Genomic DNA, 16,967 nt, shown 5'->3' with positions numbered 1-16,967 from the left:
TCGGCCTCGACGGTGATGCACTGGCCGGTACGGACCTCGTTCGAGACGCCGTCGATCAGCCGCCCCGTTTCGATATAAAGTGTTTCAGCCGATGCGGGCGCCGCGGCGAGCGCCGCCGCCAGCGCTGCGATCAGCCGGCCGCGCCGAACGCGTCGCACTGGCGCGGATCCCCCGATTGCAGGCCGCGGCGAAGCCAGCTCATGCGTTGCTCGCTGGTGCCGTGGGTGAAGCTTTCGGGAACCGGCCGCTGCCCCGCCGAGCGCATCAGCGTGTCGTCGCCGATGGCGTTCGCGGCGCGCATCGCTTCCTCCATGTCGCCCGGCTCCATCACCGGCTGGCCATCATTCGTCTTCGCGCGCGCGGCCCAGACGCCGGCGTAGCAATCGGCCTGCAACTCCATGCGGACCTGCAGCGCGTTGCCATCGGCTTGCGATCCGCGTGCCTGCGCGCGGCGGACCTGATCCGAAATGCCACTGATCGTCTGGATATGATGGCCGACCTCGTGCGCGATCACATAGGCCTGCGCCGCATCGCCCGCCGCGCCGAACTTTTGTTCGAGTTCGCGGAAAAAGGTCGTGTCGAGATAGACGCCCTTGTCGGCGGGGCAATAGAAGGGCCCCATCGCCGATTGCGCGGCCCCGCAACCCGACCGATTGACCTCGGTGAAGAAGTTGAGCGTCGGTTTTGGATAACCGTTGATCAGGCCACCCCAAACGGTGTGCGTCGATCCGAAGACGTTGCAGGCGAAGCGTTCGCTTTCCGTGTCGCAGGCGACATTGGCGCCGCTGCGGCTGTCCGTGGCCGGATCGACCGTGCCGCTGCCGCTGCTGAGCATGTTGGCGCCGGGGCCGAGCAGGAAAAAGGCGGCGGCACCGATCAGCAGGATCGTGCCGCAGCCCATCTTGCGCCCGAGCAGCATCGGGAGAAATCCGATAAGGAGCCCGCCGAGGCCGCCGCCTCCACCGCCGCCGAATCCACCGCCGCTGCCGCGACCCAGGTCGCGAATGTCGTCACCGGGATCATAGTCATCGAGGCGCATGGGGCTTCTCCGGTAAAATGCTCGTTCGGCCGCGATAGTTACAGCAGCGCCGGGTAATTGGAAGGGGCTTCGCATAGTATCGAGCCATTGCAATAGGCTGTGTTGCGGTGCACAAATCCCGCACCCGCCAATCGAGGATCCCCGAGTCCATGCCACGCCGTGCCGCCCGCGCCGCGCTTCCGCTTCCCGACCTCGTCGTGCTCGTCCTGCAGGGCGGCGGCGCGCTGGGCGCTTTTCAGGCGGGCGTTTACGAGGCGCTGATCGAGCTTGGTATCGAACTCGACTGGGTGGCGGGGATATCTATCGGCGCTGTCAACGCCGCGATCATCGCCGGGAACGAACGCGACCAGGCCGTCGGAAAGATGCGCGAGTTCTGGGAAGGCGTGTCGTCTGCGCTGCCCTCGCTGCCGACGGTCGACAACGACTGGGCGCGCGAATGGACGCATATGGCGGCGGCGGGGCAGGTGATGGCCTTTGGCGTTCCGGGCTTTTTCATCCCGCGTTTCCCGCCGCCCGCCTTTGCCGAGCGGCAGACGCCTGAGGCGGTCAGTTTCTACGACACCGCGCCGCTGGTCGCGACGCTCGACCGGCTGGTCGACTGGGAGCGGGTGAACAACGGCAAGGTCCGCCTGTCGGTCGGCGCGGTCGCGGTCGAGACGGGCAATTTCCGCTATTTCGATACGAAGCGCGAGCCGCTCGATGCGCGGCATATCCTCGCGTCGGGCGCGCTGCCGCCGGGGCTTCCGCCGGTCGAGATCGACGGGACATGGTATTGGGACGGCGGGCTCGTGTCGAACACGCCGCTCGAACATGTCGTCGAAGCGGCGAACGAGGATATGCTGGTGTTTCAGGTCGACCTGTTCCCCGCGCGCGGGGACCGTCCACACGACATGGAAGAAGCCTGGTCGCGCGAGAAGGATATTCGCTTTTCCAGCCGCACGCGCCGCATTTCGGACGGGCTGGTGCGGCGGCGCAAGGAGCACCGGCTGATCGACCGGATGCTTCAGAAGCTGCCGCCCGAGTTCGCCGACCTGTCCGAGGTCAAGGCGGTCCGCAAGATGGTCGATTGCAAGGCGCTCAACGTCGTCCAATTGATCCACGAACCGCCCAAATGGCAGACGGGCGCGCGTGATTTCGAATTTTCGCGATCGACGATGGAGGTCAATTGGGCGCTCGGCCGCGATGCGGTCGAAGCCGCGATGAAGGACGGCCATCTGCTCGCCGACAGCATCGCCGAAGGGCGATCGGACAGTTTCGCCGTCCAGGCGGACGCGCTGCGGCCCAAGGCCGGCAAAGACATCAGCTGAAATCTCGACCGAAAGGATTAAGCATGCGCCTTAAAGGAAAGACCGCCCTCGTCACGGGATCGACGTCGGGCATCGGGCTCGGCATCGCCAAGGCGTTCGCTGCCGAGGGCGCCGCGACCATCATCAACGGATTCGGCGACGCCGATGCGATCGAGGCCGAGCGCGCCGCGCTGGAGGGACTGAGCGGCAGCAAGGCGGCCTATGACGGTGCCGACCTGACGAAGCCCGAGCAGATCGAAGCGATGTTCCAGCGAGCCGACAAGGATTTCGGAGGGGTCGATATTCTTGTGAACAATGCGGGAATGCAGTTCGTGTCGCCGGTCGAGGATTTTCCAGTCGAGAAGTGGGACATGATCCTCGCGCTCAACCTGACCGCCGCCTTTCACACGATCCGCCACGCGGTGCCCGGGATGCGCCACAAGAAATGGGGCCGCATCATTGCGACGGCGTCGGCGCATTCGCTCGTCGCCTCGCCGTTCAAATCGGCCTATGTCGCGGCAAAGCACGGCATCGCGGGGCTGACCAAGACGGTGGCGCTGGAAGTCGCCGACGCGGGCATCACCGTGAATTGCATCAGCCCGGGCTATGTCTGGACCCCGCTGGTCGAGAACCAGATCCCCGATACGATGAAGGCGCGCGGCCTGACGCGTGAACAGGTCATCAACGACGTGCTGCTTGCCGGACAGCCGACCAAGCAGTTCGTGACCGTCGAACAGGTCGCGGCGCTTGCATCCTTCCTGACCCGCGACGAGGCGGCGAATATCACCGGCGCGAACCTCAGCGTCGATGGCGGCTGGACCGCCGGGTGAGGCGCTGCGGCCTTGAGCAATCTCCTTTGCCCTCCTAAGGTTAACGCAACCGGAGCGGGGAGTGACGGAGAATGACGGGTCGTACCAGATTGATTTTAGCCCTGACGCTGGGCTTGACGGTTAGCGCCTGTCGGACGGTGCCGCCGATACCGCCGTCAGCCGCCGATGCGCCGGCAGAGACCGGCACATGGCGCGCGACGGCGACAACCCAGGATCAGGAGCGGATTCGCGGCTGGTACAAGAGCTGGGAAACTGCGCTGGCGGATGCGCGGGCAAGGGGTAATGGCGCCGACGTCGACCGTGAGGGCATATTGTTGCAGCCGATGGCGGCGCTGCCCAATCCGCATCTGCCCGCGGGTGACTATCGCTGCCGGACGGTCAAGATCGGCGCGCAGGGGCGCAGCGGCCTTGGCTATGTCGGCTATGGCTGGTTCCGTTGCCGCGTGGCGCCCGAACAGGGATTGTCGAGCCTGACCAAGATTTCGGGATCGCAGCGGCCGGTCGGGCTGATTTTCCCCGACAATCTGAAGCGGCAGATTTTTCTCGGCACGCTGGAACTCGGCGACGAGAAAATGGCGGTCGATTATGGCAGCGACCGGATGCGCGACATGGCGGGGCTGGTCGAGCGGATCGGCGACAATCGCTGGCGGCTCGTGCTGCCCGCACCGGCCTATGAATCCTTGCTCGACGTGATCGAACTGGTCCCGGCGAGCTGACAAGAACAACAGGGGAATTAGCATGCGAATTTTGTGGACGGGCGTTGCTGCGCTCGCTTTGGCTATGCCTGCAACGGCCCAAACGCTCGGCGGCGAGGTCGAGAAACAGATGCCGTCGCTGATGGCGATCTACAAGGATCTCCACGCCAATCCCGAGCTGAGCTTCATGGAAGTGCGTTCGGCGGGCATCCTCGCGGCCGAGGCACGCAAGCTCGGGTTCAAAGTCACCGAGAAGGTTGGCGGCACGGGCATCGTCGCGGTGATGGAAAATGGGCCGGGGCCGGTGGTGCTGGTCCGCGCCGACATGGACGGCTTGCCGGTGATCGAGCAGACGGGCCTGCCCGGCGCTTCGAAAATACGCGTCACCACGAAGGAAGGCGTCGAAACCGGGGTGATGCACGCGTGCGGCCACGACACGCACATGACTGCATGGATCGGCGTCGCGCGGCTGATGGCGGCGAACAAGGCGAAATGGTCGGGTACGCTGGTGATGATCGGCCAGCCCGCCGAAGAACGCGGCGCCGGCGCGCGGATGATGCTCGCCGACGGGCTCTATACCCGCTTTCCCAAGCCGCAATATGCACTCGCGTTCCACGACGCGGCGCAGTTTCCGGCGGGCAAGATCGGCTATACGCCGGGCTATGCGCTCGCCAATGTCGACAGCGTCGATATCACGGTGAAGGGCGTCGGCGGCCACGGCGCCTATCCGCAGACGACCAAGGATCCGATCGTGCTCGCCAGCCGCATCGTTGGCGCGTTGCAGACGCTCGTGTCGCGCGAGATCAGCCCGCTCGACAGCGCGGTGGTGACCGTCGGCAGCTTCCATGCCGGGGCGAAGCACAATATCATTTCGGACGAAGCGAAGCTGCAACTGACCGTTCGCAGCTATAGCGACGAGGTGCGCGATCATCTTCTCGACGGGATCGCGCGCATCGCGAAGGGCGAAGCGATCGCCGCGGGGATGCCCGACGACAAGATGCCGGTCGTGAGCGTCGACAAGAATGAATATACGCCGTCGACCTTCAACACCCCCGAATTCACCGAGGAGATGGCGACGTATCTGAAAACGAGCTTCGGAAACGATCGCGTCGTGCAGATGCCGCCGGTGATGGGCGGCGAGGATTTCAGCCGCTTCGGGCGTGAGGACAAGAGCATCAAGAGCCTGATCGTCTGGGTCGGCGGGGTGCCGCAGGCCGAATATGACGCGGCGAAGAAGGAAGGGCGGACCTTGCCGAGCCTCCATTCGCCGTTCTGGGCGCCCGACGCGCCCGCGGTCATATCGACCGCGACCGAGGCACTGACCGCGATGACGATGAAGCTGATGGCGAAGAAGTAGCGATAGGCGCCGAACCCGTCGGGGGTCGCCCACACCGCATCAGCTGACCGCGCTGCCGTTTCCCAAATAAATTGGGATGGACCTGTTCGTGAGGCTGTGGTGAGCAAAAGACATGTCTGCCAATGAACCTGCTCTCGGCGTATCCGCACGCCTCACCGACCGGGAAATGGAAATTCTGCGCCTGTTGGTCGCGGGGCATACCGTAAAGACCATCGCGGCGCGCCTGGGCCGCTCGGAAACGTCGATCAACGAGCGTTTGCGCACCGCCCGCCGCAAGACAGGGGTCGGCAGCAGCCGTGAGCTGGCGCGCCTTCTCGACCTCCAGAAAACTTGTGACGAAAATATCGATCTTTCGAGACAGCGCTCCGCCGTGAAAGACCTGGCGCACACCGCAACCGTCGGGGTTCGCGGTTCGAAAGGAATGATCGTCATGCTTATCGCAATATCCATGGCCGCCGCTGGACTGATGTTCGCAGCCGCCCCTTCGGCCGATCAGGCCGGAACGCCGAACGCCGTTTACAACGCGGCATCCAAGCCGTTGCCGCTGGTGGGAAGCTGGTCGCTGGACGCATCGCAGATGCCGGAAAACGAACGCCCTCAACGGGTGACGATGACGTTCCAGCCATCGCACGGAAAATGGACGACGCGTGTCGAAATCGTCGCGCTGGATGGCTCCAGCAGGCATTCGGAATCGACCGCCGCGCTCGATGGCGTCCCTGTGCCGATCACCGGCAACATGGATTTCATCGACAGCGTTGCCCTGCGTCAGCCGGCGCCGGACACATTGGTCATGACATTGGGGAAGGCCGGCAACCGTGTATCGACGCGTGTCTATACCGTCGCCAAGGATCTGAAATCCATGACCGAAACGATCGTCTGGTCCGCCGACAGTCGTCAAAAACTGGAAACGACGCGTTTCAATCGAATCGATTGATCCCGGGCTTCGCACGCGCGCCGACAATGGCCCTCCCAACTTCGGCACCCCGGGCTTGCCCCCGGGGGGCCGCCTTGTCCTTTTCGCGATGCGGAAACGAGCTGCGCCGCGGCAATCCATATCTTCGCCGTCAATCCCCTTTGAACGCGGCGAAGCTGCCGCCACGACCCGTGCCTTCGGTAAAGCGTTTCGCGCCTGCCGCCGCGCCTTCGCGCAAGGGGGCGACCCCGGCATGTGCTTCATGCGCAAGCGCGCCTTCGATGTCGAAGTCCCATTGGCGATACGCGCTCAGCCGGTCGCTGTTCATGCAGATTTGCGGGAAGGCGGCGATCTGTTTCGCCAGCTCGATTGCGGCGCCGAGCGCTTCGCCATCGGGCACGACGCGGTCGGCAAGCCCGATGCGCTGGGCCTCGTCGGCGGCAACCGGGCGCCCGGTCAGGATCATGTCGAGCGCGCGGCCCTGACCGACGATGCGCGGCAGGCGCACGGTGCCGCCGTCGATCAGCGGCACGCCCCAGCGGCGACAATAGACGCCGAACACCGCGCTCGCCGCCGCGACACGCAGGTCGCACCAGAGCGCGAGCTCGAGCCCGCCGGCGACGGCGTGGCCCTCGACCGCGGCGATCACCGGCTTTTCGAGCAGCATGCGCGTCGGCCCCATCGGGCCGGGGCCGTCGGGGTCATAGCGCGACGTCCCAACGGCATTGAGGTCGAAGCCCGCGCAGAAATGCCCGTTGCTGCCGGTCAGGATCGCGACCCGTGCATTTTCGTCGGCGGCAAAGGCCCCAAAGGCATTCCGCAATGCGACGGCGGTGTCGGGATCGACCGCGTTGCGGCGTGCCGGGCGGTCGATGGTGACGATCGTGACGGGGCCATCCTTATCGACAAGCACGCTCATTCCAACCCTCCTCCTTTTTCCATCGCAGCGTGCCGGGACGTCGGGGGACTTGCAAGCGGCGGGACGGCACCCTAAATAAAAGAAATGCGGGCCGGGCCCCTCTGGCGTTGGCGGGATATTTCCCGCCACGTGATGTCGGACCGCATCGGGTGACCCGATGCTCTTGGCCCTATCTCCCCCCTGATCCCGGGTTTTGGCATCGGCGTCACCTGCTTGATTTCTCGATCAGGAGGCCCTTTTCAATGACTCTCAATCCCAATTTCTACCGTCTGACCGTGCTGCATCGCCAACTCGACGATGCCGAGCGCCGCGAGGTGCGCCGCCGCGCAGCCGATCCGTTTCGCTTGCTGCGGCTGAAGACGCTGAAGCTAGCGGTGAAGGAACGGCTCGCGGCGATGACGCTAGGTTCCTTGGGGCGACCCGCGCTGCGCCCGGCGTTCGCGCGCTGATCCAGCATAATCGATGACCGAGGGCGCTGCCGAAAGGCGGCGCGCTCGGCATATCCAGGGAAAATCAGCATGGAATTTCTGTTTGCCGACTGGCTGGGCACCCCGGCCTGGTTCTGGCTGTCCTTCATCGCGCTCGTCATCGCGCTGACGGCTTTCGACCTTGGCGTCCTCAACAAGGAAAATAGAGAGATGGGGATCGGGGAGAGCCTGAAACTCTCCCTACTCTACATCGGTATCGCGACCGCGTTCGGCGCGTGGGTGTGGGCGGCGAAGGGCGGCGAGGCCGGCCTTCAATATTACACCGGCTTCTTCATCGAGAAGGCGCTGTCGATCGACAATATCTTCGTCATTTCGCTGATCTTCACGACCTTCGCTATCCCGGCGCGCTACCAGTATCGCGCGCTCCTCTGGGGTATTGTCGCGGTGATCGTGCTGCGCGGCATCATGATCGCGGGCGGCGCGGCGCTGGTTACCGAATATGGCTGGCTGCTCTACATCTTCGCCGCCTTCCTCGTGTTCACCGGCGTGAAGATGCTGTTCGCGAGCGAAAAGCCGATGGACGTCGCGGGCAACCCGGTGGTCCGGTGGCTGTCGCGGCACATTCCGATCACCAACGAGCCGCACGGCGAGAAATTCTTCGTCCGCGTGCCTGATACGAAGACCGGCAAGCTGGTACTCGCCGCGACGCCGCTGTTCCTCGCGCTCGTCGTGATCAACCTCGCCGACCTCGTGTTCGCGGTCGACAGCGTGCCGGCGATCTTCGCGATTACCACCGACACCTTCATCGTCTACACGTCGAACATCATGGCGATCCTTGGCCTGCGCGCGCTCTATTTCGCGCTGTCGGCGATGGTGCACCGTTTCCACTATCTCAAATATGCGCTCGCGCTGGTGCTCATCTTCATCGGGTCGAAGATCTTTGTCGCCGATTTCGTGCTGGGCGGCGCGAAGTTCCCGCCGCTGGTCAGCCTGGGCGTAACGGTCGCGCTGATCGCGGGCGGCGTCATCTGGTCGCTGGTCAGGACGCGCGAGGAGGAAGCGGCATTGCCGCAATAAAAATGTCCGCCGGAAGCACAAGGGCTTCCGACGGACAGGCTTTCCTCCCCAGGAAAGCTCGGTAGGCACGGAGGTCGGGTCCGCGCCAAGAAGGGTGACGCGAGGGGTTGCAACGGGCCCCTCGCGCCGAACTCGTATCAGGCGGCGAACTGGTTCCCCCCGCGGCCTTTAGGCCGCAAACTGGTTCATCGTATTGTCTTTGCCCGCCGCCTTGAGCGCGGCTTCGCCGGCGAAATATTCCTTATGGTCGTCGCCGATGTCGCTGCCCGACATATTCTGGTGCTTCACGCAGGCGATGCCCTGGCGGATCTCGGCGCGCTGGACGCCCTTGACGTAACCGAGCATCGCTTCGTCGCCGAAATATTCCCTGGCGAGATTGTCGGTCGACAGCGCCGCGGTGTGATAGGTCGGCAGCGTGATGAGGTGGTGGAAGATCCCCGCCCGCTTCGCCGAATCGCGCTGGAAGGTGCGGATACGGTTGTCGGCTTCGTCGCCGAGCGCGGTCCCGTCATAATCGACGCTCATCAGCTTGGCACGGTCATAGGCGCTGACGTCCTTGCCGTCCTTTTCCCACGCATCGAACACCTGCTGGCGGAAGTTCAGCGTCCAGTTGAAGCTCGGCGAATTATTGTACGCGAGCTTCGCATTGGGGACGACTTCGCGGATGCGGTCGACCATGGAGGCGATCTGCTCGATGTGCGGCTTCTCGGTCTCGATCCACAGCAGGTCGGCGCCGTTCTGCAAGGATGCGATGCAGTCCATGACGCAGCGGTCTTCGCCGGTTCCCGAACGGAACTGATAGAGGTTCGAGGGCAGACGCTTCGGGCGCACCAGCTTGCCGTCGCGGTTGATCAGGACATCGCCCGGGTTGCCCGCGCCTTCGACCTCTTCGCAATCGAGGAAGCTGTTATACTGGTCGCCGAGGTCGCCGGCTTCTTTCGAGAAGGCGATCTGCTTGGTCAGGCCCGCGCCGAGGCTGTCGGTGCGGGTGACGATGATGCCGTCCTCGACGCCGAGTTCCATGAAGGCGTAGCGGCAGGCGCGGATCTTCGCGATGAAATCCTCGTGCGGCACGGTGACCTTGCCGTCCTGATGGCCGCACTGCTTTTCGTCCGAGACCTGATTTTCGATCTGGAGCGCGCAGGCGCCGGCTTCGATCATCTTCTTGGCGAGCAGATAGGTCGCCTCGGCATTGCCGAAGCCCGCGTCGATGTCGGCGATGATCGGCACGACGTGCGTTTCGTGATTGTCGATCGCCGACTGGATCTGCTTGGCCTTGAGCTCGTCGCCTTCGGCGCGCGCGGCGTCGAGGTCGCGGAACAGGCCGCCGAGTTCGCGCGCGTCGGCCTGACGAAGGAACGTATAGATTTCCTCGATCAGCGCCGGAACGCTGGTCTTTTCGTGCATCGACTGGTCGGGCAGCGGACCGAATTCGCTGCGCAGCGCCGCGATCATCCAGCCCGAAAGATAGATGTAGCGGCCCTTGACGGTGCCGAAATGCTTCTTGATCGAGATCATCTTCTGCTGCGCGATGAAGCCGTGCCAGCAGCCCAGGGACTGGGTGTAGTTCGCGGGGTCGGCGTCATAGGCGGCCATGTCGGCGCGCATGATGCGCGCGGTATAGCGGGCGACGTCGAGGCCGGTGCGGAACTTGTTCTGGGCGCGCATGCGGGCGATGCTTTCGCCGCTGATGCCGTCCCAGGTGCCGTCGTAATCGCGGATGAGGCGGCCTGCCTGCGCCATGTCTTCCTGATAACCCATCGTCATATCCTTGTGCGGAGGTGATGGGTGGAAGGTGGCGAACTTGCCGCCGAAAGTGAAAAGCTTTGTCAATAATATTTGTGAAATATGGCCGACAGGTGTAAATCAGCGTGTAAATTAGTAAAGAAAGTTACAATCGATGGCGGAGCGACGGGTGTTTGCGGGGCCGGCGGTGCGCAAGGTGCGGCGCGAGGCGGCGATGACGCAGGCGGCGATGGCCGAGGCGCTCGATATTTCGCCGAGTTACCTCAATCTCATCGAGCATGGCCAGCGGCCGCTGAGCGCGACGGTGATCGTAAAGCTCGCGGAACGCTTTGGTTTCGATGCCGCCACGCTCGGCGGCGAGGAAGTGCCGGGCGGCGCGGCGGGGCTGCGGCGGCGGCTCGCGGATCCGCGCTTCGCCGACCTCGGCATTGGCGCGCAGGATGTCGAGGAATGGTTGCAGACCGCGCCGGCGACGGCGGCCGCCTTTGCGCGCCTGTTCGACGCGGCGCCCGAAGGCGGGCGGTCCGAAGATGACGGCGACGCGCCCGAAGTTGCCGCGGTGCGCCGCGCGATCGAGAAATGGCGCAACCATTTCGCGGACCTCGATAGCCGCGCCGAGGAACTCGCCGACGAGCTTCGGCTCGCGGGCGGCGACCTTTATGGCACGATTTCCGAGCGGCTGCGGACGCGGCATCAGCTGGGCATCCGCATATTGCCGTCGGACGTGATGCCCGATCGGCTGCGCTGGCTCGACTGGCATGCGCGGCAGCTGATGCTGAACGAGCTATTGCGCCCTGCGTCGCGGACCTTCCAGGCGGCGGCGACGCTCGCGCAGATCGAGGCGAAGGCCGAGATCGATGCGCTGGTCGCGGGTGCGGAGTTTGCCGAGAGTGCGGCGGCGCGGCTGTTCGAGCGACATCTGATCCAATATTTCGCGGCCGCGCTGATGATGCCGTACAGCCGTTTCCTGCGCGCCTGCGACGCGACGGGCTATGACTTGCTGTTGCTCCAGCGGCGCTTCGGCGCGGGCTTTGAGCAGGTCGCGCACCGGCTTACGACGCTCCAGCGCGTCGGCGCGCGCGGGCTGCCCTTTTTCATGCTGCGCATCGACCGCGCGGGGCAGGGGAGCAAGCGTTATGCCGGGGCGAGCCAGTCGCCGCTGGTCGACGGCGATGCGCGCTGTCCTTTGTGGGGCGTACACGAAGCCTTCGCGCGTCCGGGTGAGGTGGTCGCCGACCTCGTCGAGCTCGAGGATGGCTCGCGCTGGTTCACCCAGTCGCGTTCGGTCGCTGCGCCCGGGGCGACGGGAAGCGGCACGCCGGCGCGCTTCGCCGTGTGCGTCGGGGTCGACGCCAAGGTGGCGGCGCCGCTGATCGCCGCGCGTGGGCTTGACCTGATGCGCAGCCCGGCGACGCCGATCGGGCTCGGCTGCCGGCGCTGCACGCGCACCGGGTGCGTCCAGCGCTCGATGCCGCCGCTCGGCCGTCCCTTGCGGTTCCGCGAAGGCGAGCGCGGGGTGAGTGCGTTCGATTTTGCCGGGGACTAGAATGTGGGCTAAATCTGACCGATCCTGCCTTGTGTCGACTTAACTTGCGCCGGTCTAAACGGCCACGATACCCGCGACGGCTGCGATCAGGCTAGCGAGCAACGCCGCGACGAGGAGTCGCTGGAGCAGTTGTTTCGGTCGCGGTTCGCGACGGATGATGACCGCCAGCAACGGGATGGCGATCGTCAGCGTCCAGAAGATCGCGATCAGCGGGGCGGCGTTGCCGAGCAGCAGGCGCGCGAGGAAGGTGAGCACCAGCGCGAGCGGGACGCCCCAGAGGACGCCGTCCCAACCTGCGCGCAATCGCGGTTCGTGCAGCCCGCGCCTTTGCCGTTTGCCGAGCCAGATCGATGTGCCGGTGGCAACGACGACAGTGAGTGCAAGCCCGAACACGATATAGGCCAGCTTGACCGGCAGTCCCCCATAATTGCCGAAGTGGAGATTATAGGTCGAGGCGGCAAGCTGTTGCCCCATATGGCCGTCGGACAGCCCGACCTTGCCATGATAGGTGCCGTCGGCGCCGAATTCATAGGTTTCGCCATAGATCAGGCGGCGCGGATGTTCGGCGATCAGCTGGATATGCTGGCCGCGCGTGCCAGGATCGTGGAGGATTAGGTAGGTCGGGCGCACGTCGGGATGGTTCCGCGCGATCCATGCGAGCGACGCGGCGACATCGGCGAGCGGGGCGGGGCGAGCATCGGCTGCGCCTTCGTCGCCAAAGATCGGGGCGTAGGCGGCCTCGACGTCATTCTTGTAGAAGGCGGCGGCAAGGCCGTAGGCGCCAACGACGCCAAGACCGATCATCGCGCCGGTGAGCGCTATGGCGAGCGAGAAAGGCAGGGTCCAGACGCTGAGCCGGTTGTGCCAGTCGGCGAGGCCGACGCCATGATTGTCGCGGGTGCGCAGGCGAAAGGCGTCGCGGAAGATGCGCGGATGCGCGACCACGCCCGACAGCGCGAGCGCGAGGATCATCACCCCGAAGATGCCGACGATCAACATGCCGACGAGCCCCGGAATATTGAGCGCGTAATGCGCGCCGAGCAGGAATTCGGACCAGGCGTTTTCCTCTGGTCCCGCGATGCGGCCGTCGGCATCGACGTGGAACGCCTGATGATCGGTGGTGATCGTGGTGCGCGGCAAGCCTTCGACCGGCATATGGACATAAAGGTGCGTCGTGGCGGGCTTGCCCCTTTCGGTCGCGAGCACCGCGGCGACGCCGCGCTGGACGGCGCCAGGCGTAATCGCCGCCATCTCGGGCGCGCCCGGCTGTTCGATCCGCTGCCACTCCTGATAGAAGACGACGACGGTGCCGGTCAGGCAGATGAGATAGAGCAGCGCCGAGGCGAGCAGGCCGATCGCGGCATGCGCTGACAGCGCGCGCTGGACGGCATCCTTTGAAACCGCGAGCCTCATACTGCGCCTCCCATAAAAATCAGGCCCAGTCCGGCAGCCGCCGGTATCGCGAGCCAGGCCCATTGCGCGCTTCGGCGTGGCAGCATGAGAAGCCAGAAAGCGAGGATGCCCCACAGGAGGGGCAATAGCAGCAACGCCATCGCGTTGCCGTCGGCATCGCTCCATCCCGCCATGCCGGTGATGGCGCGCGCGCCAAGCGTGGCGAGCAGGGCTGCCGCAAAGGCGAGCGGAACGGTGATCAGGAAGGTCAGCAAGCGGCGGCCGATGTGGCGGAGTTCGCCCTGTTCGGGCAACATATGCGCCTTGCGCTCCGACGCGCGCGCCTTGCCGCGCGGCGACGCCCATCCAGCATGGGCGAGGAGCAGCGCGGCACTCGCCATGCCGAAGAGCGACGCGACCGCGAGCCCCCAGGCGCCGTTGCCCGCAAGCGCGAGCGCCGAACCCAGCAGCAGGAGCGCCCATGCGATGCCATTCGCCGCCGCCGAGCGGCGCGGTAGGCTCCACGCGCGGCGGAGTTGCAGCACTGCGGCGACGATCGCCGCAGCACCGATCCAGACGAGAGGCGCGGTGCTGCTCACCGGAAGCGGTAGCCGACCGTCGCCATCACGTTGCGCGGCGCACCGACGAAACAGTCGCCGCGCGCGAGGCAGGAGGCGAAATATTTGTTGTCGAGCAGGTTCGTGGCGTTGACCGCGAGGCGCCAGTTGTTCCAGCTGATCTCGGCCAGCGCATCGACCGTCGTGTGCGACGGCGTGACGATCGACCAGATGTCGCTCGTGGAGATGCTCTTGCCGCTGTAGACGACGCCGGCGCCAAGACGCAGCTGCGCCTCGTCCGGGAGCCCGAAACTCTTGGTCGACCAGAGCGACGCGGTGTGGCGCGGCATATAGTCGAGGCTGGTGTTCACCTCCGACTTGAGCTTCGCATAGCCGTAATTGGCCAGCAGTTCGAAATTGCCCGGCAGTGCGTGGCTCGCCTCGATCTCGAAGCCCTTGGTATCGAGCACACCCGACTGGGTGGTGCTATTGTTGGGGCCGTAAAGGACGCGGTTGCGCTCCTTGATCTTGAAGGCAGTGGCGGTGACGAGGGTGTTCGGCGTCGGCTGCCACTTCACGCCCGCCTCATATTGCGTGCCGGTCTGCGGGCGATAGGGCGAAAGGGGAACGCCGCCTTCCCCTTGAACGGAGCCGGCGACGGGCAGGAAGCTTTCGGTATAGCTGAAGAAGGGCGAGAAGCCCGCGCCGATTTCGCCGATGATGCCAGCGCGGAAGGTGGTGGCATTGTCCTTCTGGCCCGACGAACCGGTCACGCGGTCGCGGCGCGCGCCGAGCACGACCGAGACCCGGTCGTAGAAACGAATCTGGTCCTGGACGTAAAAGCCCAGCTGCTTCTGGCTTTCCGTGGTGAAGGGGCCGGTGGGGTCGTAGGTCGCGAGCGCGTCATAATCGATGTCGTAGAGATCGACGAGTTCGTACCCGCCGGCATAACGCTTGGCAATCTTGTTCCAGCTATAGTCGATACCAACCAGCAGCTTGTGCTCGATATTGGCGCCGGTGTTGAAGTTGAACTGCAAATTATTGTCGGTCGAGAAGACGTTCATCCGCGCGTCGCTGGCGTCCGCCGTCAGGGCGATGGTGCGGCCGTCGATGCCATAGACCGAGAAGGGATCCTGCGGGTTCGTATAGCTGTCGGCATAATGGGTGTTATATTCGAGGTCGCTGTCGATATAGCGCGCCTTGAGGCTGAGCTTCACATTGTCCGAGAAGCGGTGCGTGATCGATCCGCCGCCCTGGAGCGAGCGGCCGGCATAGCGGTCCCAGCCCGCCTTGCCGACGAAGGTGTAGCGATCGAGCTGCTCGCCGGCGACGGTGTTGGGCCGGAAAGTGCCGACGATCGGCAGGAATTGCGAGGTCGAGCCGGTGTCGTCCTCCTGATAGAGGCCGGTCAGTACGATGTCGGTGTCGGGGGTCGGCTGCCAGCGGATCGAGGGCGCGAACATCACGCGGTCGTCAGGGACATGGTCGACATAGGTATCGGCGTCGCGCGCGCGGCCGACGGCGCGGATCGCGAAGCTGTCGGACAAGGCGAGGTTGACGTCGGCGAGCACTTCCTTGCGGTCGTAGCTGCCATAGACGAGATTGATTTCGCCCTGCGTTTCGAAGCCGGGGCTTTTCGACACGAGATTGACGAGGCCGCCGATCGAGCCCTGGCCGAACAGCACCGACGCCGGGCCGCGAACGATTTCGACGCGCTCGAAATTATAGGGGTCCGAGGTGATGCTGGCGTAGAAGGAAAAGATGTCGCGCATCCCGTCGCGGAATTGCAGCGCGTCGATGCCGCGGACGTTGAAGCCGTCGACGCGGGTGTCGCGGCCATAGGGGTTGGCGAGCACGCCCGCGGCATATTTGACCGTGTCGCTGATATTGATCGCGCCCTGCGCCTCATATTGATCGGCGGTGATGATCTTCACCGGCTGGGGCAGTTCGACGAGCGCGGTTTCGGTCTTGGTTCCCGCATAGCCGGTGACGACGATCTGGTCCTGATCCTCGGTTTCGGCCGAAGCGGCCTCGGCGGCGAAGGCGGCGCTGCTGGCCAGCATGGTGCCCACGAGCAAGGCGATACGCGCGGTTTTCACTTGGATAATCCCCTGACAATATGACGAGTCGCGCTGTCCACTAATGAGAGGTAGTCGCATTAGCAACAGGGGATATGGAAATCGTTTCGCCGAGCGCGACGACGGACATTGTTTCTGCTATTCGCGCGCCTTGGCCGCGGCGCGGACCTCTTGCGATCGTTCGAGCGGGATCACCAATATGTCGTCGCCGTCGACGATCACCGCGATATTGTCCATGCCGAGGATCGAGACACGCTTGTCGCCCGCGCGGACGAGGTTGCCGCGGCTTTCGTGAAGAAAGGCGTCGCCGGTGACGGCATTGTCGGCGTCGTCCTTTTCGGCGAGCGCATGGATCGTGTGCCAGCAGCCGAGATCGGACCAGCCCATCGCGACGGGGACGACCGCGACGCGATCATCCTTTTCCATCACCGCATAATCGATCGAATCCGATGGCGCCTTCGCGAACTCGATCGCGTCGGCATAGAGCGCGTCGCCGTCGCGCATTCCGGCCGCGACGGCCTTGTCCGCGGCCTCGAAGATCGCGCGGCAATGCGTCAACATCGCATCGCGCATCCGCGCGGCGCGGAACAGGAAGATGCCGGCGTTCCAGCTGTAACCGCCCACGGCGAGCATCGCCTCTGCGTCGGCGAGCGGCGGCTTTTCCACAAAGCGTTCGACCGCGAAGCCCCAAGATTCGTCGGCGCCGCCGAGCGCGCGACCGGCGGCGATATAGCCGAAACCCGTTTCGGGGCTGTCCGGCGTGATGCCGAATGTGACGAGCCAGTCCTGCTGCGCGAGGCGCACGCCCTTGGCTATCGCGGCGTGAAAGGCGGGGACGTCGGCGATGACGTGATCGCTCGGCATCACGAGCAGCAGCGTGTCGGCATCGGCCTGCGCGACGGCGAGCGCGATCGCGGCGGCGGTGTTGCGCGGCATCGGCTCGACGAGCAGCTCCTCCTCGCGGTCGTTCATCTGTTCGCGGACCATCGCGACATGGCCGTCGCCGCAGAGCACGATCGGCGGGAGAAAATCGGGACCGGCAGGGGTGCGCTCGACCGTCTGGCGAAACAGGCTGCGCTGGCCGTGAAGCAGCAGGAACTGCTT

15 protein-coding genes are annotated in these 16,967 nt (G+C 64.9%); 8 read left to right on the top strand and 7 right to left on the bottom strand.

From position 1 onward, the window contains the following. Positions 1-130: 130 nt before the first annotated feature. The gene (ypfJ, locus tag VJ811_RS04175) at positions 131-1,039 is read right to left on the bottom strand and encodes a KPN_02809 family neutral zinc metallopeptidase (RefSeq protein WP_324071019.1); all 909 of its coding nucleotides are present in this window, start codon (positions 1,037-1,039) and stop codon (positions 131-133) included. Between the two features lie 149 nt (positions 1,040-1,188). On the opposite strand from ypfJ, the gene VJ811_RS04170 reads away from it, so the two are divergent. From VJ811_RS04170 to VJ811_RS04150, 5 genes are all read left to right on the top strand, one after another. Next, positions 1,189-2,346, top strand: coding sequence for a patatin-like phospholipase family protein (locus tag VJ811_RS04170; protein WP_324071018.1), 1,158 nt, complete (start codon positions 1,189-1,191; stop codon positions 2,344-2,346). A 23-nt stretch (positions 2,347-2,369) separates the two neighbouring features. Continuing rightward, positions 2,370-3,155 (top strand): 3-hydroxybutyrate dehydrogenase, encoded by a 786-nt coding sequence (locus VJ811_RS04165; protein ID WP_324071017.1) that lies wholly within the window; start codon positions 2,370-2,372, stop codon positions 3,153-3,155. 137 nt (positions 3,156-3,292) lie between these two features. After that, positions 3,293-3,871 carry a DUF4893 domain-containing protein gene (locus VJ811_RS04160; protein WP_324071016.1) on the top strand — a complete coding sequence of 193 codons (579 nt, stop codon included), beginning with the start codon at positions 3,293-3,295 and terminating at the stop codon, positions 3,869-3,871. A gap of 22 nt (positions 3,872-3,893) precedes the next feature. Then, positions 3,894-5,207 carry an amidohydrolase gene (locus tag VJ811_RS04155; RefSeq protein ID WP_414711913.1) on the top strand — a complete coding sequence of 438 codons (1,314 nt, stop codon included), beginning with the start codon at positions 3,894-3,896 and terminating at the stop codon, positions 5,205-5,207. 112 nt (positions 5,208-5,319) lie between these two features. After that, a complete protein-coding gene (locus VJ811_RS04150; protein ID WP_324071013.1) occupies positions 5,320-6,141 on the top strand; it encodes a helix-turn-helix transcriptional regulator in 822 nt (273 codons plus the stop codon). 130 nt (positions 6,142-6,271) lie between these two features. On the opposite strand, the gene VJ811_RS04145 is transcribed toward VJ811_RS04150, so the two are convergent. Continuing rightward, on the bottom strand, positions 6,272-7,039 hold the full coding sequence (locus tag VJ811_RS04145; RefSeq protein ID WP_324071012.1) for a crotonase/enoyl-CoA hydratase family protein: 768 nt from the start codon (positions 7,037-7,039) through the stop codon (positions 6,272-6,274). 242 nt (positions 7,040-7,281) lie between these two features. Here VJ811_RS04145 and VJ811_RS04140 point away from each other — a divergent pair, with 242 nt between their 5' ends. Both VJ811_RS04140 and VJ811_RS04135 read left to right on the top strand, forming a co-directional pair. After that, entirely contained in the window at positions 7,282-7,488 is a 207-nt protein-coding gene (locus VJ811_RS04140; RefSeq protein ID WP_324071011.1) for a DUF465 domain-containing protein, read from the top strand. A 69-nt stretch (positions 7,489-7,557) separates the two neighbouring features. Continuing rightward, the gene (locus tag VJ811_RS04135; RefSeq protein WP_324071010.1) at positions 7,558-8,544 is read left to right on the top strand and encodes a TerC family protein; all 987 of its coding nucleotides are present in this window, start codon (positions 7,558-7,560) and stop codon (positions 8,542-8,544) included. Positions 8,545-8,712: 168 nt separating this feature from the next. Here the strand turns inward: VJ811_RS04135 and VJ811_RS04130 are convergent, their stop codons facing one another. Beyond that, complete coding sequence (locus tag VJ811_RS04130; protein ID WP_324071022.1) at positions 8,713-10,305, bottom strand: isocitrate lyase; 1,593 nt, start codon at positions 10,303-10,305, stop codon at positions 8,713-8,715. 139 nt (positions 10,306-10,444) lie between these two features. Between VJ811_RS04130 and VJ811_RS04125 the strand changes: the two genes are divergently transcribed. Beyond that, the gene (locus VJ811_RS04125) at positions 10,445-11,836 is read left to right on the top strand and encodes a helix-turn-helix domain-containing protein (RefSeq protein WP_324071009.1); all 1,392 of its coding nucleotides are present in this window, start codon (positions 10,445-10,447) and stop codon (positions 11,834-11,836) included. A 54-nt stretch (positions 11,837-11,890) separates the two neighbouring features. Here VJ811_RS04125 and VJ811_RS04120 read toward each other — a convergent pair whose 3' ends face one another. The 4 genes from VJ811_RS04120 to VJ811_RS04105 all read right to left on the bottom strand — a co-directional run. Continuing rightward, entirely contained in the window at positions 11,891-13,249 is a 1,359-nt protein-coding gene (locus VJ811_RS04120) for a PepSY-associated TM helix domain-containing protein (protein WP_324071008.1), read from the bottom strand. Further along, a complete protein-coding gene (locus VJ811_RS04115; RefSeq protein ID WP_324071007.1) occupies positions 13,246-13,827 on the bottom strand; it encodes a hypothetical protein in 582 nt (193 codons plus the stop codon). Before VJ811_RS04115 ends, VJ811_RS04120 begins: the two co-directional genes overlap by 4 nt. Then, positions 13,824-15,848, bottom strand: coding sequence for a TonB-dependent siderophore receptor (locus tag VJ811_RS04110; protein WP_324071021.1), 2,025 nt, complete (start codon positions 15,846-15,848; stop codon positions 13,824-13,826). Before VJ811_RS04110 ends, VJ811_RS04115 begins: the two co-directional genes overlap by 4 nt. A gap of 153 nt (positions 15,849-16,001) precedes the next feature. Beyond that, a partial coding sequence (locus VJ811_RS04105) for a mannose-1-phosphate guanylyltransferase (RefSeq protein WP_324071006.1) occupies positions 16,002-16,967 on the bottom strand: 966 nt, incomplete at its 5' end.

Origin of the sequence: Sphingopyxis sp. (assembly GCF_035250425.1) — a bacterium.
Taxonomy (GTDB): Bacteria; Pseudomonadota; Alphaproteobacteria; order Sphingomonadales; family Sphingomonadaceae; genus Sphingopyxis.
This window is presented reverse-complemented; position numbering and strand designations above follow the sequence as displayed.